10 protein-coding genes and 3 pseudogenes are annotated in these 17,527 nt (G+C 62.1%); 7 read left to right on the forward strand and 6 right to left on the reverse strand.

Features of this window, described 5'->3' with window-relative positions; all coding sequences use genetic code 11:
* Positions 1–965 precede the first annotated feature (965 nt).
* The 3 genes and pseudogenes from AC3WTE_RS30440 to AC3WTE_RS30450 all read left to right on the forward strand — a co-directional run.
* Positions 966–1,625: pseudogene (locus AC3WTE_RS30440) on the forward strand (DUF1906 domain-containing protein); the annotation flags it as partial.
* An 87-nt stretch (positions 1,626–1,712) separates the two neighbouring features.
* Positions 1,713–3,779, forward strand: a complete 2,067-nt coding sequence (locus tag AC3WTE_RS30445) for a DUF4185 domain-containing protein (protein ID WP_492443219.1) — start codon at positions 1,713–1,715, stop codon at positions 3,777–3,779.
* A gap of 503 nt (positions 3,780–4,282) precedes the next feature.
* Positions 4,283–4,741, forward strand: a complete 459-nt coding sequence (locus AC3WTE_RS30450; RefSeq protein WP_492443177.1) for a cupin domain-containing protein — start codon at positions 4,283–4,285, stop codon at positions 4,739–4,741.
* A 614-nt stretch (positions 4,742–5,355) separates the two neighbouring features.
* Here AC3WTE_RS30450 and AC3WTE_RS30455 read toward each other — a convergent pair.
* Complete coding sequence (locus AC3WTE_RS30455; RefSeq protein ID WP_492443178.1) at positions 5,356–8,064, reverse strand: hypothetical protein; 2,709 nt, start codon at positions 8,062–8,064, stop codon at positions 5,356–5,358.
* 680 nt (positions 8,065–8,744) lie between these two features.
* On the opposite strand from AC3WTE_RS30455, the gene AC3WTE_RS30460 reads away from it, so the two are divergent.
* Both AC3WTE_RS30460 and AC3WTE_RS30465 read left to right on the forward strand, forming a co-directional pair.
* Entirely contained in the window at positions 8,745–9,035 is a 291-nt protein-coding gene (locus AC3WTE_RS30460) for a hypothetical protein (protein ID WP_492443179.1), read from the forward strand.
* Positions 9,036–9,138: 103 nt separating this feature from the next.
* Positions 9,139–10,523: pseudogene (locus tag AC3WTE_RS30465) on the forward strand (LLM class flavin-dependent oxidoreductase); the annotation flags it as partial.
* 790 nt (positions 10,524–11,313) lie between these two features.
* On the opposite strand, the gene AC3WTE_RS30470 reads toward AC3WTE_RS30465, so the two are convergent.
* Entirely contained in the window at positions 11,314–11,895 is a 582-nt protein-coding gene (locus tag AC3WTE_RS30470; protein WP_492443180.1) for a TetR/AcrR family transcriptional regulator, read from the reverse strand.
* 315 nt (positions 11,896–12,210) lie between these two features.
* On the opposite strand from AC3WTE_RS30470, the gene AC3WTE_RS30475 reads away from it, so the two are divergent.
* Together AC3WTE_RS30475 and AC3WTE_RS30480 are read left to right on the forward strand one after the other, a co-directional pair.
* Complete coding sequence (locus tag AC3WTE_RS30475) at positions 12,211–13,128, forward strand: alpha/beta hydrolase fold domain-containing protein (RefSeq protein ID WP_492443181.1); 918 nt, start codon at positions 12,211–12,213, stop codon at positions 13,126–13,128.
* A 29-nt stretch (positions 13,129–13,157) separates the two neighbouring features.
* Positions 13,158–14,099: an NADP-dependent oxidoreductase gene (locus AC3WTE_RS30480; protein ID WP_492443182.1), complete on the forward strand. Its 942-nt coding sequence runs from the start codon at positions 13,158–13,160 to the stop codon at positions 14,097–14,099.
* Positions 14,100–14,106: 7 nt separating this feature from the next.
* On the opposite strand, the pseudogene AC3WTE_RS30485 reads toward AC3WTE_RS30480, so the two are convergent.
* From AC3WTE_RS30485 to AC3WTE_RS30500, 4 genes and pseudogenes are all read right to left on the reverse strand, one after another.
* A pseudogene (locus tag AC3WTE_RS30485) lies at positions 14,107–14,261 on the reverse strand (nitroreductase family deazaflavin-dependent oxidoreductase); the annotation flags it as partial.
* 106 nt (positions 14,262–14,367) lie between these two features.
* On the reverse strand, positions 14,368–16,239 hold the full coding sequence (locus AC3WTE_RS30490; protein ID WP_492443183.1) for a GMC family oxidoreductase N-terminal domain-containing protein: 1,872 nt from the start codon (positions 16,237–16,239) through the stop codon (positions 14,368–14,370).
* The gene (locus tag AC3WTE_RS30495) at positions 16,236–16,565 is read right to left on the reverse strand and encodes a hypothetical protein (RefSeq protein ID WP_492443184.1); all 330 of its coding nucleotides are present in this window, start codon (positions 16,563–16,565) and stop codon (positions 16,236–16,238) included. The genes AC3WTE_RS30490 and AC3WTE_RS30495 overlap by 4 nt, the downstream gene beginning before the upstream one ends.
* Positions 16,562–17,518, reverse strand: coding sequence for a tocopherol cyclase family protein (locus AC3WTE_RS30500; protein WP_492443185.1), 957 nt, complete (start codon positions 17,516–17,518; stop codon positions 16,562–16,564). The genes AC3WTE_RS30495 and AC3WTE_RS30500 overlap by 4 nt, the downstream gene beginning before the upstream one ends.
* Positions 17,519–17,527: the final 9 nt, after the last annotated feature.

Consider the following 17,527-nt stretch of genomic DNA (forward strand, 5'->3'; position numbering starts at 1 on the left):
GATCACCCATCCAATCTGATTGGGTGGCCTACTTTTCAGCCGTCGCGACTGGCCGGATTTTCAACCGTCGTTAACACTCGATCGACTTTGTGCACCAACTATCCGGACCATTCCGGCGAACCTGTACTTATTTGTTCTTGCGGCGACGAGGACGCCTCGTGTCGTGTCGAACCGACTGGTGCGAGGAGCGGAGTGAAGGTTCTTTGTGGTCGGTTCTTCTTGGCGCCTGCTAGCGCGCAATTCGCCGGGCGCGAGTTTCGGCCCAATCCACCTGTGGGATTGGTCGCGATGGACGATCATCATGCCCCGGCACTACTCGGGTGGCGGGGCCGCGCAACATCGCTGGCAAGTCAACAAATCGGCGACGCGGGCGATCTCCTGAATGTCGCGCGCCAGCGGTTTGGGCAACGTCCTCCGCAGCACCATGCACCGATTGATGTCGGCAGGCGCATCAATAGACTAACGACAGCGAATTGGTAGCCAGTCGCCGTAGGCATGTTGGACACAAACGCAAGTCGCACTCGCCGGCACCGCATCTGAAAGTGGTACTCACAGCCGATAATTGGGGACTTTCGACCCTTTTTCGCCGATCCGGCAGGTGGTCGGATCGGAATCGGTAACGGCTTTAGATTACCGGGGGATTAATGGTTCACTGGTTGGAGACGCTCCAGGGATGTCGTGGTGAAGAACGGCATGGGCGGTGGCTTCCGAACCGCCGCGGTTGCGAAATTCTTCGGAGACAGCGAGCCATGCGTCGCGATGGGGATGGACCCGGGCGCAAGTACATTGCCCGGTCTGGAGCTGTGCGTTCGCAAGTCATTACCACAAAATCAACGCCGCGGCGCATTCGGGAGAGGTGCGCTGCCGGTTCGTTGTCCCGCACGTCGGCTCGTGTGGCCGAAGCGTGGGCGGCAACTCCTTACGGCGCCGTCCGATGACCTGAACCGCAAGATCACGAGGTATTCATGATGAAGCTAATCGATTTTTCGGCGCGAGTGATTCCCGCGGTAGCCATCAAGTCCGCCGGATACGACGGGGTGGTCGTCTACGTCTCGGCGTCACGTCCCGGCTCCAGTTTCGGGGCGAAGCCGGTCGGACGTGACTATGCCGACGCGCTGCGCGCCGAAGGTCTGCAGATCGTAAGCAACTTCCAGTTCGGAAAATGCGGCACGTCGACACCGCCGGACTTCACCCGCGGTTTCGACGGCGGGGTCCAGGATGCGCACACTGCGCTGGAGTTCCATGAAGCCGCCGGAGGCCCGGGCACTGCCCCGATCATGTTCAGCATCGATGAAGACCTCGACCGGCCCACCTGGAATCACGTGGCCATCGACTGGTTTCGCGGTCTCAATTCCGTTCTGGGCGTTGAGCGTACCGGCATCTACGGGCACTCGAGGGTGTGTGCATGGGCGATCGAGGACGGAGTTGTGGGGCACTCTACGACACCAGGCCGACGCTGGGCATGGCAGACGAAAGCGTGGTCACTGGGCCAGCGCGAACCGGCCGCCGTCCTCTTCCAGAACGTCATCGACACCCCGTCCAACCCGGGCCCCCTGGTTGACGGCACCCCCGTCGACGTCAGCGATGTCCTCGCAGATGACTTCGGGCAGTGGGATCTCGACCGGTCGCTGAGCTCCGAGCCGACGCCACCCGACTTCGAAGAGAGCATCGAGATACGGAGCCCGTACTGCGAGCCCCGGCGCGCTCCGGTGATGTGGTTCGTGCTGCACACCCAGGAGGCAGACAGCGGTTCAGCTCGGAACTTCGCAAACTGGTTGTCGCACAACGAGCGAGAAGCTTCCTACCACTACGCCCTCGACAGCGATGGCCACTTGTACAACATCGTCGACACCGATCGCATGTCCTATTCGGTGTTTGAGCCAGGAAATTCGAAGTCCATCAACCTCGCCTTCACCGGGTCCTACGCCAAGTGGTCGCGGCAGACTTGGCTTGACCGCATGGGTCACGCGATCGACATCGCGGCGTTCGTCGCCGTTCGGGATGCGCGCCGCCACGGACTGCAGCCTCGGGTGATCAGTCCCGACGAGGCAAAACGCGGAGAGACCGGGATAACCGATCACAACGGTGTGCGGATCGCGACCGGCGTGGGTGACCATACCGACGTCGGCCCGGGCTTTCCGTGGGACTACTTCGCGCGGAAGGTTGCCGAGTTCGCCTCAGTGCCCGTCAAGTCATTGGAGCGGGCGGCTGAGCAGTCATACCCAGGTCTCGTGATTGTGCCGGGTGTCGCAGGCCGACATGTGGCGTCCCTTCAGCAGCGGTTGAACACCATTGCCAACGCGGGCTTGCTCATCGACGGTGAGTATGCGCCGCTGACAAGCCGATCGGTTATCGCGTTCCAGAAGAGTCGCGGTCTGGCCGCCGATGGCAAAGTAGGACCCAAGACTTGGACCGAGCTGTTTGCTCCAGATGGGAGAGCACTACAAGGATTTGGCGAGCGGGCGATGTCCCGGGGTATCGGCCCGCGGGAGGTCACCGGTCCGGGCATCACTTCATGCGTGGGGATGGAGGCCGCTGACCTTGGCATCCTGCGCTGGGATCCCGACCGCGGCGCAATCGCGGCGATGTTCGGGGACAACTTCCAGTTTGTCGGGATGCAAGGTGAGGGGCAATCGCCGTCAATCGTCATGTACGACAGCAACTACCAGGTCATCGGTATCCCGGACAGAGGTAACCGCATCATCATGGCCAAGCGCCGCCAGCTCTGGCCCTACGGGCATTGCAATCCCGATTACGACACGGTGCTGCCCTGTGACTTCATCCGCATCGGCGAGTGGTGGCATGTCGCGGTAATGGTGAGCAAAGGAAAGCTGGAAGCTGAGGGTGCTCAATTCAGGACCGAGTTCTGGCGCTCAAGGGACCTCGTCAGCTGGCAAGGACCGATGTTGAAACTCGATCACGTCCCTGGCCACCCGGGTGCTGGCATCCAGACCGCACATCCCGGTAACACGATGCTGACGTTCGACCAGATCGGCGAGTGGGTCTACATCTTTGGGACCGGGGGACTCATTCGCAATAAGCCGATCTGGATGTGGAGGACTCGCGCCGACGAATTCCCGCTCGGCCGCTGGGAACCCTGGGGTTGGGACGAAGAGCACGGCTGGGGCTGGGAAATCCCTAACGAGGGCCATCCGATCCTGGAGGGCGAGTACGGAGAACTGTGCTTCCGCTACATACAGGGTAATTGCGTGTTGTCCTACTTCGACCATCTCAACTACCGGCAGCAGGCCAGAACGGTGCCGTGGGTGGAGGACGACTGGCGCGACGAGGGCGCCAACGTCATCAACTATGTATCCGGATGGGACGTAGAGCGAATCTATGGGGGTTACATCTCACCGCTGAGTCGGCTCAACGACCAAAATGGCATGCACTTTTGGGTGAGTCAGTGGGTTGACAACTTCAACTACAGGGTGATGCTGTTCGAGGACACGCTGCCGGCGCGGGGGGAACTTCGCGGAATCTGTCCACCTTCGCTGGAATCATCGAGCCCATCGACTGCCATGGTCGCCGCCGGTGTAGGTGGGGGACGGCGCGGTGCATCCGCTGACCGCAGCCGGGCCGCCGTCCCTCACTCAGGCGACGGCGAAGTGAACGGCGACAAGGGGCGACGGTCTCAGGCCGGGCGCGGGGCGAAGACGGACCAACGCAAGCCGCGCGCAGCGAGTACAACCCATGCCGGGGAAGCAAAGACCGCGAAAAGCGCTACGCGGTCGAAGGCCACCACCAATACACCGGCAACGAGCACTCGACGAAAGTGAGCGTCTCGGTGATGAACGCGGGGCGCGCAGTATCGGTCGTGGCCATTTTGTCTATATGGACCACTCGGCCCCTGCTAGAAAGCTGAAAGTAGTTCGAAATGCCCGCAATACGCACGGTGACATTGCCGGATGAGCCTACTTACATCTCACCGGCAGGTGTGGCAGAGATTCGCCTGCTCCTGCAGTTTCCAGCCGGGGAACTCACGCACGCCAGAGTGCAGCCTGGGAGTACATCAAAGACCGCCTGGGTTCACCCGTGCAGCGAGTGGTACTACGTTCTCGGCGGACACGGAAACGTGTGGATCGCTGACACCGGGAAATCCGCCAGAGCCGACATTCCCGGTGTCACAGCCGATCACGACGGCGTGAGTGTCAGCCTCGTTCCGAGGCGTAGCGTCCGGATACCTCCGGGGGCGCCGTTCCGATATCACGCGTCGGGTGATCAACCGTTGAACTTCCTCGTTGCCGCGATGCCACAATGGCGCCCTGAATACCACCACGCAATGGAGGACGCCGCAGAGCTGCCCGACGCCGCCGCTACGTCATCATCCATACCGGATCCCGGGGTGGTCGTATATGACGCAGCTGCCGCCAAAACCTATGAGGCGCCGGATCATTCACGCGTTACGCTGCTGGGCAGCGAAGCGAACGGGGGCCTTGCGATATGTGAGCTGGGACCGGGCCAGGTGTCTCTCCCGGTGCGGCACAGAACTGTCGAAGAACTCTGGTACGTCGTGGCGGGCGAAGGGCAAATCAGCCGGCGCCAGAACCACTTCGACCCCTTCGTGGACAGACTGGCTCCCGGCGTCTCTGTCGATATCGGCACCGGGCTAACCTTCCAATTCCGCTGCACCAGTAACGAACCGTTAGAGATGCTCCTGTTGACCATGCCGGAATGGCCTGGAGCCGACGAGGCAATTGTCTGCCCGGAGCTCGCGACCTGGCCCGCACCGGCGCAGTAAACCGCTCTGATGGCAAGCCGGCGGATGTGCTGAGAGCGGATGGTATCCACAGTGGCGAGCGTCGATGGTAAGCATGCGACGGCGACGAGAAGATCGTCCAGTAATCAGTGCGTGCGTGGGTTCTTCAAGTTGGCCCCATGACGAATTTCGGCGGGCCGGGATGTGCTTAGAGAACTCGTCGGAGCGGCGTTCTACAGGCAGCTGTGCACAGTCAAAGTGAGTTGAGAATCGGAGGCCTACGCCCCCCTTCTTTCGGTCAATCGATCATGACGGTCAAAAAACAGTTCGGCGCGGTGCTGGCGGTGAATCAGCGCAGTGTTTAGACCCCTGATCGCTGGCCGACCGTCTCAGTTAGGCGGGTAGCGCCGCGCTGTGGTTGGCTCGGAGAGACGACGACAAGCGATTCGACCGAACGTTAAGGCGTCTCTCCGGTGGTACGGCAGGGACTAGCGGCGATGGAAGCACGGATGGTGGCACTTGGCTTCGCGTTGTCGCCCAATGCCTTTGCCCCTGAACTGGCGAGTCGGCGCCAACCCCCCTTCCGATCACCTTGATCAAACCTGACCGAGTGATCCAACCAGAAACTGATCGTTACCTCGCAGATCGGATGTCAGTTAGCCGCCGAAGGGGCGACTTTTTTTCTTCGCGATTGAGCCCAAGTGTTCCATCAGCTCTTTGGTTCGCGGTTCACTCCACATTGGCCGCCCACCGGACTTAACCGTACCGCCGACACTTCGCACCTTGTCGTAGTCGATGGGTACCAAGAGGATGGCGCACTTCTCGAAGCGATCCCACCCTTCGGGACCAGGTCCCCAGAAGAACATGGCGTCACGGTCGCGGAAGTAAGCCGCCCAGGGTCCTTTGTTCTCCCCGTCACGTAAGCGCCAGTAATCATTGGTGATGTCGTCTTCGTGGGGCAGCACAGTGTTGTGGCGACTTGCTTCTCTGGCTAGATCCGCCGCTTTCCCGAGCAGAAAATCGGCGCCGAAGCCATCCTCATCGCCGAAGCCGGGATAGAGGTGCATCCCGAACATCGCTTGGCGATTGCCCCACCTCTCTGCCAGTCGTTTCGCCCCGCTGGCCCCATTTTCCCACCAATGCCCCACATCACCCGGCGGCCAGGTGAACTCAACATCCTCAGCCCTGGCGATATCGTCGACGGCCGCCGCGCTCTGCTGAATCAGCATGGGCAGCGTCGTCTCACCAAAGCGGATTCCAGCGTTGCGGATGGTCTCCGGCGAAACCCAACCGGGATGCTTATCGGGAGGATAGGCGAACGACAGCAGACCGCTCACCCTCGCAACCTGGTCCTCGACATCGCCCGTGAGCCGCGATGGGGCACCGACCCACACAAAGTGGGGTTCGCCGTCGGCGTTGGTCGAGATAATCGGGTATAGGCGATAGGCATTTTCTCTTAGTAGGGTTTCCGCCTCAAGAGTGTCGAACGCTTTGCATTTCTGCGGGTTCTGGGGATCCCAGTATGGACATTTCGGGTAGGGATTTGCCTGTATCCAATGCTTGTTGTCGCGTTCGACGACAGCCACCACACCGAAGGGGATTCTCTTGAGCCACTCATAATTCTTGAGCCAGAACTCGTACTGCTTGCGCATCGAATACTGGGGACCGAGCCGCTTTTGCAGTTCGCGTTCCAAGTCCTCAATGACCGTGAGGTTGTTGGCCGCTTTGTCTCTCAGCCGGTCGTCGATGAGTTCGCCCACCGTTTCCAGTGCGCTGCGAAACTTATCAGCAGACCCTCGGGCATTGAGTGTTGGGCCGACGATATTAGGGTAGTTAGCGCAGTAATCCAGGTACTGTGCAAACATGCCTCTGATGGAGTACCACAGCATGGACTGGAGGAATACGACTTGGTGGCGTGTGCGAACCTTGCCGATATCCAGTTCTTCGAGTATCAGGCTCCATGGCTGATACCTGTAACCGGTGACCGCATATCCGCCCCAGTCTCCACTGCCCAAGCTTTTGTCGCCTGCGATTTCGGCGCGGGCAGCGAAGCGTGCCAGCCGCGGCGCGGCATCGCTGACCGGTGACGACCGTACGTCGGGGCTGGACGCAACGGCGGCAACAGATTGTTCGCTGATCTGCGGGTCGGTGAGCGCCAAGAGCGCTTTGTCATTGATTTGCTTCTCGGTGTGCGCCTGCGTCGCCAGTGTGGCGAGTTCATTCTGCAGGGCGACGTCCTTGTCGAGCAAATTCCCCTGCTCGTCGGTCTTGTACTTCTCGTCAAGTGTCCTGTACTGGATGGCTTTGACCGCATCGGCTAAAAGGTCCTTGGCGATCGTCGGTAAATTCAGGACGGTGTCGAGTGGGATAGATCTGATGACCGGCTCCGCGGGTGCGGTAGGGGCGTTATCAAAAGGGACTTTCCAAACCTCGGGATCCGCGCAGTCTACGATACCGTTTTGCACGAATGCGTCGTGGAATTTCATCGCCCAGTCGTGGGGGCCGCAGCCCGGTGGGCGGCCATAAGCGCGTGTGAGGAATTGCGTCGCGGCGGTGGCATTCGTCTTTTGTGAGCAGAACTTCGCCGCGAGCCCGGCGCTAAAGCCTGGAAGGTTGAGAGAGAAATCGCCTCCGATGTCCAGGTTGCTCTGCGCGTAGTTGCTGTCGCTGTGCAAGGTGCCTTCGAAAACTCCGACGGCCTGCAGTTCGATCCGGTCAACAAAGCCTGTGCCGAATTTCCCGTAAAATTCCATCAGCGCCTCGATCAGGACATCTGATAACGCCTCATTGGCAGGCTGGGATTCGAGGGCCTTAGCGGCGTCATAGACTTTTTTAACCAAACCCCTGAACAGGGGTGTTGCGCACTGCAGAAGCTGCTCTCGTTCGCCGTTTAGGAGTTCGATGTAAGCATCCCGATAGGTACTGGTTCCGCGGACTTTGACATCCGAAGATTTCGTGCACGCGTTATTAGTCTGAACAATATGAAACTTCGCGAGGGCATCAATGATTCCGAGATTCAACTCAACCCCTGCACCGACACTCCAGCCCCACGCCTCTTGCGACTCCATTGTCGCGCCAGTGCCCCACACCGACGTGTCTGCCACACCTTTGCTCACACTGAGCAATTCCTCTTGTTCGAGGGCTCCTATCTTGAACGCCACGCTATGGAGGAGTTCATTCCGATCGGCATTAATCGCCGTGCCGATGGTCAGTTCATCGAAATCCGAGGTGAACGGATTTCCATTATCGACAGAGCCACCAGTGCCGTAAATCATGATTTCCCCTATCCCCAGCCGGGACACCAATTTCGACGCTAGCGAGCCCAGGGTTTCGCGGTCAAGGGTCAAAAGTCCTGAACGCTTCACTTTGTTTTCCTAGCGGGTGGGGAACTGAAACCTTGCGTCCTGTGCGACGAACAGCCCCGAGTTGGGCCAAATTAGTGCGCACCTCCGCGTGGCCCCTTTCGTTCACGTTTCCAAGGTCGGGAGCCTCCTGGTTCTCCAGGGCGTTTCACGCCGTACCGCGACTCCGGCTTACGGCGCCGCTGGCCAGGGGCACGTGGTGCACGCCGCGAGCCTACGGCGCGGGCGGAAGCATCGCGCCAAGTGTCGGTTCGGACAGGTCATCGCGCGCGACTTGGAGTGTCGGCTGAACTTCTACCGTGTGACTTTGGCGCGCAAGTGCGAGGGCCTCGATACCGACCGTGATGCCTGTTTTCAATCCCGTCGTATTGCACATTGCTGGCATCGGACGATGCGAGCACGTCGCGACCGACGGATGAATCGTGCTTCGTGGGAAAGCGATGATGACAAGTGAGTTGGTTGACACCTGGGAGTTCAGCCAAGCGTCAACAGTTGCGCTCCGGGCGGGCCAAACCCTGGGTAGCAGAACCGTACTCATGTCTGATTACGAAGGTTTCTCGTCGAATTGAGCAGGAACGGTGGCGCGCGGGTCGCGCTCTCTTGTGAGTCGACGGGCGACAGACTCTGGGACGCGCGGCTACACATACATCGTCGCGCTTGACTGGTAGGGATATTGGTTACGCATGGCACCGAGCACAGGCACGTTGATCCACCTCGTCGCACGTGACGGCAAGCAGGACGAGGTCGCCACAATCCTCGGTCAGGCCATCGCCGGCGTCGCCCGCGACGCCCTGGCTGCCACCTGGTATGCCTACCGCATCACCAACACTGAGTTCGGCATCTTGGAGACCTCCACGGTCGACGTCAGAGACCTTGAGGTCCACGATCATCCCGTGCTGCGCGGGCTGACCGATGAGCATCTCGCGGCTGCCCCGCGCGTCGAACGCTTCGGCGTCGTCGCTGCGAAGGTCTGACGCGCCCACTTCAACCCCGATACTGCTTGGTCTCGGTCGCCTGCACGTCGCAGGTGGCGGTCCAGCGACCCCATGAGACTGTCCGTTCGACGAAAAGACTGTGATGACCTCCGAATCCGGCCGTGCAACGTCCAAGCGTGAGTTGATCCTCAGCGCGTTCGACATGGCGTGCGTGGTCCATCAAAACCCTGGAATGTGGACCGACGCCGGAGACCAGACCCACCGCTACACAGATATCGAGTACTGGATCGAACTTGGGCAGACCCTCGAGACATCAGGTTTCGACATCCTGTTCCTCGCCGATGTCCTCGGGTTCTACGACGTCTACGGCGGAAGTCGCGAGGCAGCGTTGCGCACCGCCGCTCAGGCGCCGGTCGCCGATCCGCTGATGATGATCTCCGCGATGTCGGCAGCGACCAAGACGCTGAGTTTCGGCGCGACGGTGTCCTCCACTTACGAGCTGCCGTACAAGTTCGCCAAGACGATGACGACGCTCGACCACCTGACGAAGGGTCGGGTGGCGTGGAACATCGTGACCTCGTACCAGCAGAGTGCGGCAGTCAATTGGGTCTGACGCAGCAGATCTCTCATGACGAGCGCTACGAGATCGCCGACGAGTTCATGGAGGTCTGCTACAAGCTGTGGGAATCGTCGTGGGAGGAGGACGCTGTCGTGCGCGACCGTGCTCGGGGAGTGTTCACCGAGCCGTCGAAGGTACATGACATCAACCACGAAGGCAGGTATTTCACCGTCCCCGGCGCTCACCTCGGCGAGCCGTCGCCGCAACGGACTCCGTTCCTGTTCCAGGCGGGCGCATCAGCGCGTGGACGGAAATTTGCCGCCAAGCACGCCGAGGCGGTGTTCCTTGTCGGCGTCAATCCGCACGACGTGCGGCCAATCGTCGATCAGTACCGCATGCTCGCTGCTGAGCAGGGCCGGGATCCGCGCAGCCTGAAGATCATCATGATGCTCACTCCGATCGTCGCCGATACCGACGAGGCTGCCCAGGCCAAACTGCGTCAAGTCCAGACGCACGCCCAGGTCGACGCCGCGCTGGCCCTGTGGGGCGGCTGGACTGGCGTCGACCTGTCGGGTGCCGATCCGGACAAGCCGTTGGACCAGTTTCAGGGCGACGGTATCCGCGCCTTCAGTGACATGTTGACCCGCGTCGACAGCGAGCTGGTGTGGACACCTCGCAAACTCGCCGAGTGGTTGTGCGTGGGCGGGATGAGTGCCAGCATCACCGGCTCGCCCTCGACCGTCGTCGACCACTTCGAGGAATGGGTCGAGGTCGCCGACGTCGACGGATTCAACATCGCTCGGGTGACGAACTTCGACACCTTCCGCGACTTCGGAGAACTGATCACGCCGGAGCTGCGTCGCCGCGGCCTCATTCGAGCCGAGAATCGCACCGAACCAACGACTTTGCGTGAACTTGTGCTCGGGCAACCTCGGCTACGTGATGATCACCCCGGCGCAGCGCACCGCCCCACAACTGCGGCTGCCGCACCGCGCCATGTCCCGCCAACCACCATCCGCGTCGCACCACGGAACGTCGGTCTGCTGGTCACCCTCACCGCGAAGGACGAGACCGCACCAGCATTGGAATCATGGCTTTCCGACATGCACTCCCATGCTCTGGGCGAGTCCGGCACCACTACCTGGTACGCGATCAAGCTCAGTGACACTCGGTTCGCCATCTACGACACCTTCGCCGACGAGGACGGCCGCCAAAGCCACATCCATGGCAAGATCGTCAAGTCGTTGCGCGAACGCCAGCAAGAGCTTCTCGCTGAGCCGCCCACGATCCGTCAGGTCGACCTTCTCGCGGTCAAATCCCTTCTCACCGCACGCTGATTCGCTACCCAGGTCTGTCTCCTCTGACCTCGCACGGCCAGCCAGCTCGATCGCGCCCAACATAAACGTGCTCGATGTGGGCCTTCTTCAACTTCTAGCTGCGAGACATCCACGTCTGCCCGGGGGGCGAAGCCGTCCGCATCCAGATCGAGCGACCAGTTGGCAGGAATCCGACGACCGCCAGGTCTATTGCGATTACTGCCAGATACCTTGAGACAGAACAAGGGATGATTTCAACCTCTGTGATTCATCAGCTAAAACGGTGACGATTACTGGTGGCTCACCGCATCCGACACTCACCTTTGGCGACCCCGTTGTAGAGGTCTGGGGCAGCCGACGCGAGTCCCTTCCATGGAGGTGGCAAGCGAAAACTTGTGGGCGGCAAGGTGTAACTCGTTTGAATTCGCCGCGCTAGTCACTGTCAAGGCCCTTCGCGCAGCGCTTCGATCGCGGTGTCGAGGTCTCGGAGCGCTTGCTGGACAAGCGTGGTCATGGATTTCCGATTTCCGGGTTGCAGCCAGCTTTGGAAGGCGTCGGCGAGGGCGAGTGCGCCGAAGTTGGCGGCCAGGTTCGCGACAGGCGGCTTCACCCCGCGCGCGACCAGTGCGTCAACCATCGCCGTTGTCAGGGCGGCGGCTTTGAGCAGGTCTCGCTCTTTGAGTTCGGGATTGGCGTCGATGACGGCCTGACGCTTGGCCACAAATTCGCGGCGGTCGTCTGCGAACCCGGCGGCGAACGCACCCAGTGCGGTCTCGACCGCTTCCATGGGGCCGGCTCCGTCGGGCGCACCGGCGATGGCGTCGGCGAACATGCCGCGGTAGGCATCCTGGCCGCGGAATAGAATCTCGCGCTTGTCGGCGAAGTGACGAAAGAACGTCCGTTTGGTCAACCCGGCGCGCTCTGCGATCTCGACGACCGTGACGTCCTCATATCCGCGCTCGGCGAACAATTCCACCGCCGCGGCTCCCAATCGCTCGGCCGCGTTGGGTTCCCACCGACTCATGTCCGCATTCTAAAGCGCGAGACGTTAGTGATGACACCGGGTGCCGTACTCGTGTAGTGTGATGACACCTGGTGCCGTGCCGTCGGTGCCGGAATACCGCCCTCGGCAGAAGGCAGGAATTGGAATGAAAGATCGTCACCAGCAGCGCTGCGGATCTTCTGGTTAAACACCTGATTCCGCGATCCCTGCCGTCCAAGTCGTTCGGCTGGCTACTCGATCACGCTCTCATCGAGACCGCGCCGCACGGACCGTGAGGTCGAAATAGCCTCTACTGCAGCAGATTTCGAAAGGAGTCATCCCTTGCACATTCCCGGCATGCCGGTCGATATCCCTGAAGAAATGCTCTCGGCAGTGCTCCGGCCCGAATTCGACACTCTGCCGCCGGTTGAAGTCTTCCCCGGAGTAGCGAGTTTTCTGGACCACCCATACGCCACCCGCATCGGATTTCGGCAACTCACCATGGACCTGCACATCCCGCACTACCCTGCAGCCACACCGGTTCCCGTGATCGTGTACGCACATCCGGGAGGCTTTTTCACCGGCACCAAGCAAATGGGCCCATGGCGATTCCTGCTCGAAGCCGGCCTTGCCGTGGTGTCGGTTCAGTACCGCCTCAGTGGCGAGGCCGTCTTTCCTGCCGCCATCCAAGACGTCGCTACGGCCGTGCGCTGGGTACGGACCAACGCCGATCGCTACAGCTTGGATTCTGAGCGCATCGTGGGCTTCGGTTCCAGCGCAGGGGCTTACCTCATCAGCGCCGTGGCGCTTGCCGCAGACGACAGCGACCTGGTGAGCAGCCCCGAACCCTACTCAGAGGTGTCCCGCGGTCTGATCGCTGTCGTAGAGCACTACGGACCCACCGATTTCCTCAAACACGATGAGGACGCACACCCCGACGCCATCGAACGAATGCACGGTCCCGACAGCACGCTGGCGCGCTTCTTCGGATTCGTGCCATCCAGCCAACCGCAGGTGGTTGAGCGGGGAAACCTGTGCCGCCTGGCACACCCCGGCGCGCCACCTTTCCTGATCGCCCACGGGGACAGGGATCGTCGCGTCGGCATCGAGCAGAGCCGGCGCCTGCATCGCGCACTCACAGCCGTGGGGGTCCGGGCGGACTTGGTGGAGATCGTCGGCGGCGACCACGGGTCTGCTCACTTCAACGCGGCGCCGCTGCATCACAGAACGTTGGCATTCCTCGAATCTGTTCTGGCAATGCCCATATCCCGTTGACACACGACACCACTAATCGGAGAACTCACATGCCCACGATGAAGCGAATTCAGTACCACCGCTACGGTGGACCGGACGTCATGCGGCTCGAAGACTTCGAGCCCAGGAAACTCGGCGCCGACGATGTTCTCGTCCGAGTGCGCGCGGCCGGTGCTAACCCGATGGACTTCGGTATCCGAAACGGCGCGATGAAGATGGTGACCGGCCGAACCTTCCCACGTGGGATGGGCTACGACTTCGCCGGCATTGTCGAAGCTGTCGGTGACGACGTGACTCGGCTGCGTGTGGGGGACGAGGTGCTCGGGGGATCGCCGATCAAGTGGTCAGGCGCGTTCGCCGACGTGATCGTCGCCGAAGAGAAGGGTGTCGTCACGAAGCCCGCCGCCTTGACATTCGAGGAGGCGGCCGCCGTTCCCACTGTCGGTCTGACCGCGTACCAAGCCCTGTTCAACGAACGGAAGCTGCAGCGTGGCGAGTCGGTGTTCGTGCACGGATGCCTTGGGGGAGTGGGCCGCTCGGCGGTACAACTGGCGTTGGCACACGGGGCGGCCGTGGCGGGAAGCTGCCGGGCCGGCTCGGCGGACGAGGCACGCGAGCTCGGTATCGATCCGATCGTCGACTTCGACTTCGATCCCACCGCTCTCACACGCCGATTCGATGTCGTCCTGGACTCCGCCGGCACGTTACCTGTCGGAGACGCCCGAAAGATGTTGACACCCAATGGCCGTATCGTCAGCGTCAAGCCGAGTCCAGCGAACATGCTCAGGAGCGCACTGCCTGGCCCATTCCGCGTCGTGATCGCCAAGGCAGTCACAGCCGATATCGAGGCGGTCGCGAGAGCTGCCGGCGAAGGGGTGCTGCGGCTACCCATCGCCCAAACGGTGCCACTATCGCAAGCAATCTCAGCCCTTACGCAACTCGAACAAGACGGATTCGCCAAGCGGGGCAAGCTCATCATTGTGCCTGGCTGAGCCGGCGGGTCTGGAATACCAACAGTGGCGTTTGATAGCGCTGGCCTGACTTGCGTCCGGTGTGCTCAAGCGTCCCCAGACATGGAAGCCACGGAGTCAGCGAGCGCGCCACCGGATTAGTGATGCTGCGATTGAATGTGCGACAGCACGAGGCACTCGCATGAGAGTCCGTTCTCAACGATGTTCAAGTTGTAGGTCGATACGCGGCGGTCGCACTAGGCCCGCGCACGACCAGCATGCCATCGGAGTGAGCCGGTGTGGAGGCTTGCTACCTGCAGGAGGCGACGACCTCGTCCGCCACACCGACGGCTAGCGCCATGATCGATACCTGCGGATTCACCTCGGGACAGCTGGGCAGGATGGACGCGTCGGCGACCCAAACACCGTGGCAGCCACGCAGGCGGCCGGTTCCATCGACAGGACAGCGTTGTTCGTCGCTACCGGCTGCGGCAGTGCCCGTCGGATGGAAGGCCGCTAGATGCAACGCTTTCGGGTCGACGCGCCGTAACGCGTCCTGCAGCGCCGCCAGTGTGCTGACCGTCGGTGCACCGGGGATGCCGGTAAGTACCTCGGCAGCGCCGGCAGCGAACATCAGCCGGCCCATTGCCTCGATCGCCGTGACGAGTTTGGCGGCGTCCGATGGCGTGATGTCGTAGCGCAGTACTGTGTCACCGCGCTTGGTCCGTAACACTCGTCCCGCGCCGCTGTCGGCGACCATCGCGCCGAATGTTGCCACCTTGTGCGCGTTGTCGAGCCATCCGAGTAGTTCGCGACCGTAGCCCGGAAACACCATCGATCCCATTCCGGGGGGCGTGGCCGTAGCCTCGATGAGGACACCGTGCGTCTCGTGCAGTTCCTCGACGGCGGCACTCTGCAGTACGCCGCGCCAGGCAACGATGTCCTCGTCGAATCGGCCGGCCAAAGGTGCCGAAGGATGCAGCGCCAGGTTTCGCCCGAGATGCGGGTGCGCTCGGAAGTCGCTGCGCCACAACAGTCCCGGCGTCTCCGTCGCTCCTGCTGCGATTATCACGATGGGGGCTATCACGTCAAAGGCAGAGCCGTCAGCACGGCGTGCACGAACACCCCGCGCACGGCCGCGTTCATGCAGGACCCGTTCTACCCGCGCATCGGAGACGATGCGCGCACCCGCGGCACACGCCTGAGGCAGCGCGTTGAGATGCACACCGAATTTGGCATTGCGGGGACAACCTAATGCGCATTGACAGCAGGCGCCACAACCGGGCGCGTTACGCGTGATCTGCGCCGCATGCCAGCCCAGGGCTCGTGCGCCGTCGAGCAACAACTGCCCATTACGGCCCATGAGCGGCAACGGAACCGGATGCACCTGCAGTGTGCACTCGACCTCATCAAGGAAGGGGCCCAGGCGTTCCGGACTGGCAAGGCCCAACCCGTATCGATCGCGCCAGCGCTCCTGGACCGCCATCGGCGGGCGATAGCAGGTGCCGGAGTTGACGACGGTGGTGCCGCCGACGGCCCTGCCGATCGGCAGCACCACCGGCGGCCGGCCCAGCGCGACTGTGGCACCACCGCCGCGATAGAGCCCGGCGTAGCGATCCATCGGATGCATCGTGCGGAAATCTTCGACGGTCCACCGCCGACCTTCTTCAAGCACGATCGTGTCGAGACCGGCGCGCGCGAGGGTGCGCGCCGCCATTGCGCCTCCGGCGCCCGAGCCGACGATCACCGCGTCGGCCATCAACACCGAATTGCAGCCGGCCGACGGGGTCACCGCCAGTGCGGCGTCAGGACGCGCCACTTCGTGGCGGCCGGCGGTGGCAAGCAGTTCGGAGGCGTACGTATCCGCACCATTGGCCAGCAGGACAACAGCTTTGAGGCCCTCGACTGCGGCACCGGTATCTGGGCCCAACGAGGCAATGCGATGAAGCATTCGGGCCCGCGCTTCTGGGGCAAGCCGTCGCAGGGATCGGCCCGTGCTGAGATAGCTTGCCGCAGCAAGGGAGAGCATGCCCCCGCGTATCGCCGCCCGTGTCGTCGCGGGCAGCTGGGATACATAGCGGTCGACTCGCTGGACGAGTAGAGCAGGTGGCGGACCGCCATGTTCCTCGGGCAGCAACGCGGCCCCGAAACCGGCAGTGGCGCAGTCGAAGAGCGTGGTCATACACGGCGACCGAAGCGGCGACCGAGCTTGAGAAAGAAGGGGTAGGTCGCGAAGATTGCCGCCGCCAGCGCATGCATACGCCATCCGAGGTCCCCGGTGCTCCGGTTGAAAACGCCGCTGTTCCACATGAAGTCGCGCCCACACTGCGCGCGAAACGGCCGCCACAGGATCCCGAGTCCGGGGACGTTGTGGTACAGACCGAAGGAACCACCGAAGAACATTCCGAGGACAGCGGCCTCGGCAGCGTCTCGGTCCTCCTGTGGCACCTTGCGCTCGATCAGCACACCTGAGGCCACCAGCATCGGCGGATCAAACAGAAAGCTCATGACACGGCCCTTTCGTCGACGGCCGGTGCGTCAGTGCCGCGTAGGCCGACTTCCGCGTGCCCTGTGCCGAGCACCGCCCATGTGCGGTCGCCGATCTCCACGTGGATGTCGGCCTGCTCCGTGTTGGTGCACACGCAGGTGGTGCCATCGGGATCCGTGTAGCTCAGATTCACGCACCGCGCGGGCGGCTGATCGACGCGGATGAGGACATCGCGTCCACTGATGCGGCCCTCAAGCTGCCAGTGATGCAGGCTGAGGATGGTGCGCACGCGTAGCGCCGGCAGCGGGCCCGTCGGCCAATCTCGACCGTCGACGCGTAATCGCAGGAATGCCAAAGGCTTCAGGCGACGTAAGCCCGGCCGACCGGACACCGCGGTGACGACCTCAAGCACGTCGTCATTACCCAGATCGGCGTGGATCCAGCCCCAGCGACGGGCGTTGCCATGGCCGTAGATGTGGGACACGGCACCACGCCAGCCGTCGATGCTGTGCGTCGTTTCGCCCACAGTGATCGAGCCACTGAAATGCGCGGAGGGCGCGATAACGACCTGAGCACCGGGTAGCACTTCGCGTTCCCAGGCGTACCGGGGGAACGTCCATAGCGGCGCGGAGGCATCCTGCCAATGCAAGTCCCAGGCAAACGAACCAGACTGTCCGACAATGACTTCCGGCCCAATGCTGGCACCGCCGACGCTGCACCACGGTCCGCCGATGAGAACAGGGGCGACGGGTTCCGGACCGAACCGTCGAGTACAAGGCGGTCCGTCCGACGGAAACCACGTGACCCAACCATGAGCGTAAGGCCCCGATCCGTTGACCGGGCTGACCGTCTCATAGTGCACCCACACTGCTGCATGCGTGACCGGGTCGGACAGGGTGGCGTACCAAACTTCCATTCGGCCGGGCCGCCCATTCCATCGAGGGGCTTCGGCCGTGTGGCGTTCGTCCGTCATGCCGCCTAC

Source organism: Mycobacterium sp. FW102-FHT13B02 (genome assembly GCF_058790275.1).

Bases quoted from the DNA above. Each gene is read 5' to 3' on its own strand.
- AC3WTE_RS30445 (WP_492443219.1), top strand. From the start codon at position 1,713: ATGTGGTTCGTGCTGCACACCCAGGAGGCAGACAGCGGTTCAGCTCGG.
- AC3WTE_RS30450 (WP_492443177.1), top strand. From the start codon at position 4,283: ATGGAGGACGCCGCAGAGCTGCCCGACGCCGCCGCTACGTCATCATCC.
- AC3WTE_RS30460 (WP_492443179.1), top strand. From the start codon at position 8,745: ATGGCACCGAGCACAGGCACGTTGATCCACCTCGTCGCACGTGACGGC.
- AC3WTE_RS30470 (WP_492443180.1), bottom strand. From the start codon at position 11,895: ATGAGTCGGTGGGAACCCAACGCGGCCGAGCGATTGGGAGCCGCGGCG.
- AC3WTE_RS30475 (WP_492443181.1), top strand. From the start codon at position 12,211: ATGCCGGTCGATATCCCTGAAGAAATGCTCTCGGCAGTGCTCCGGCCC.
- AC3WTE_RS30480 (WP_492443182.1), top strand. From the start codon at position 13,158: ATGCCCACGATGAAGCGAATTCAGTACCACCGCTACGGTGGACCGGAC.
- AC3WTE_RS30490 (WP_492443183.1), bottom strand. From the start codon at position 16,239: ATGACCACGCTCTTCGACTGCGCCACTGCCGGTTTCGGGGCCGCGTTG.
- AC3WTE_RS30495 (WP_492443184.1), bottom strand. From the start codon at position 16,565: ATGAGCTTTCTGTTTGATCCGCCGATGCTGGTGGCCTCAGGTGTGCTG.
- AC3WTE_RS30500 (WP_492443185.1), bottom strand. From the start codon at position 17,518: ATGACGGACGAACGCCACACGGCCGAAGCCCCTCGATGGAATGGGCGG.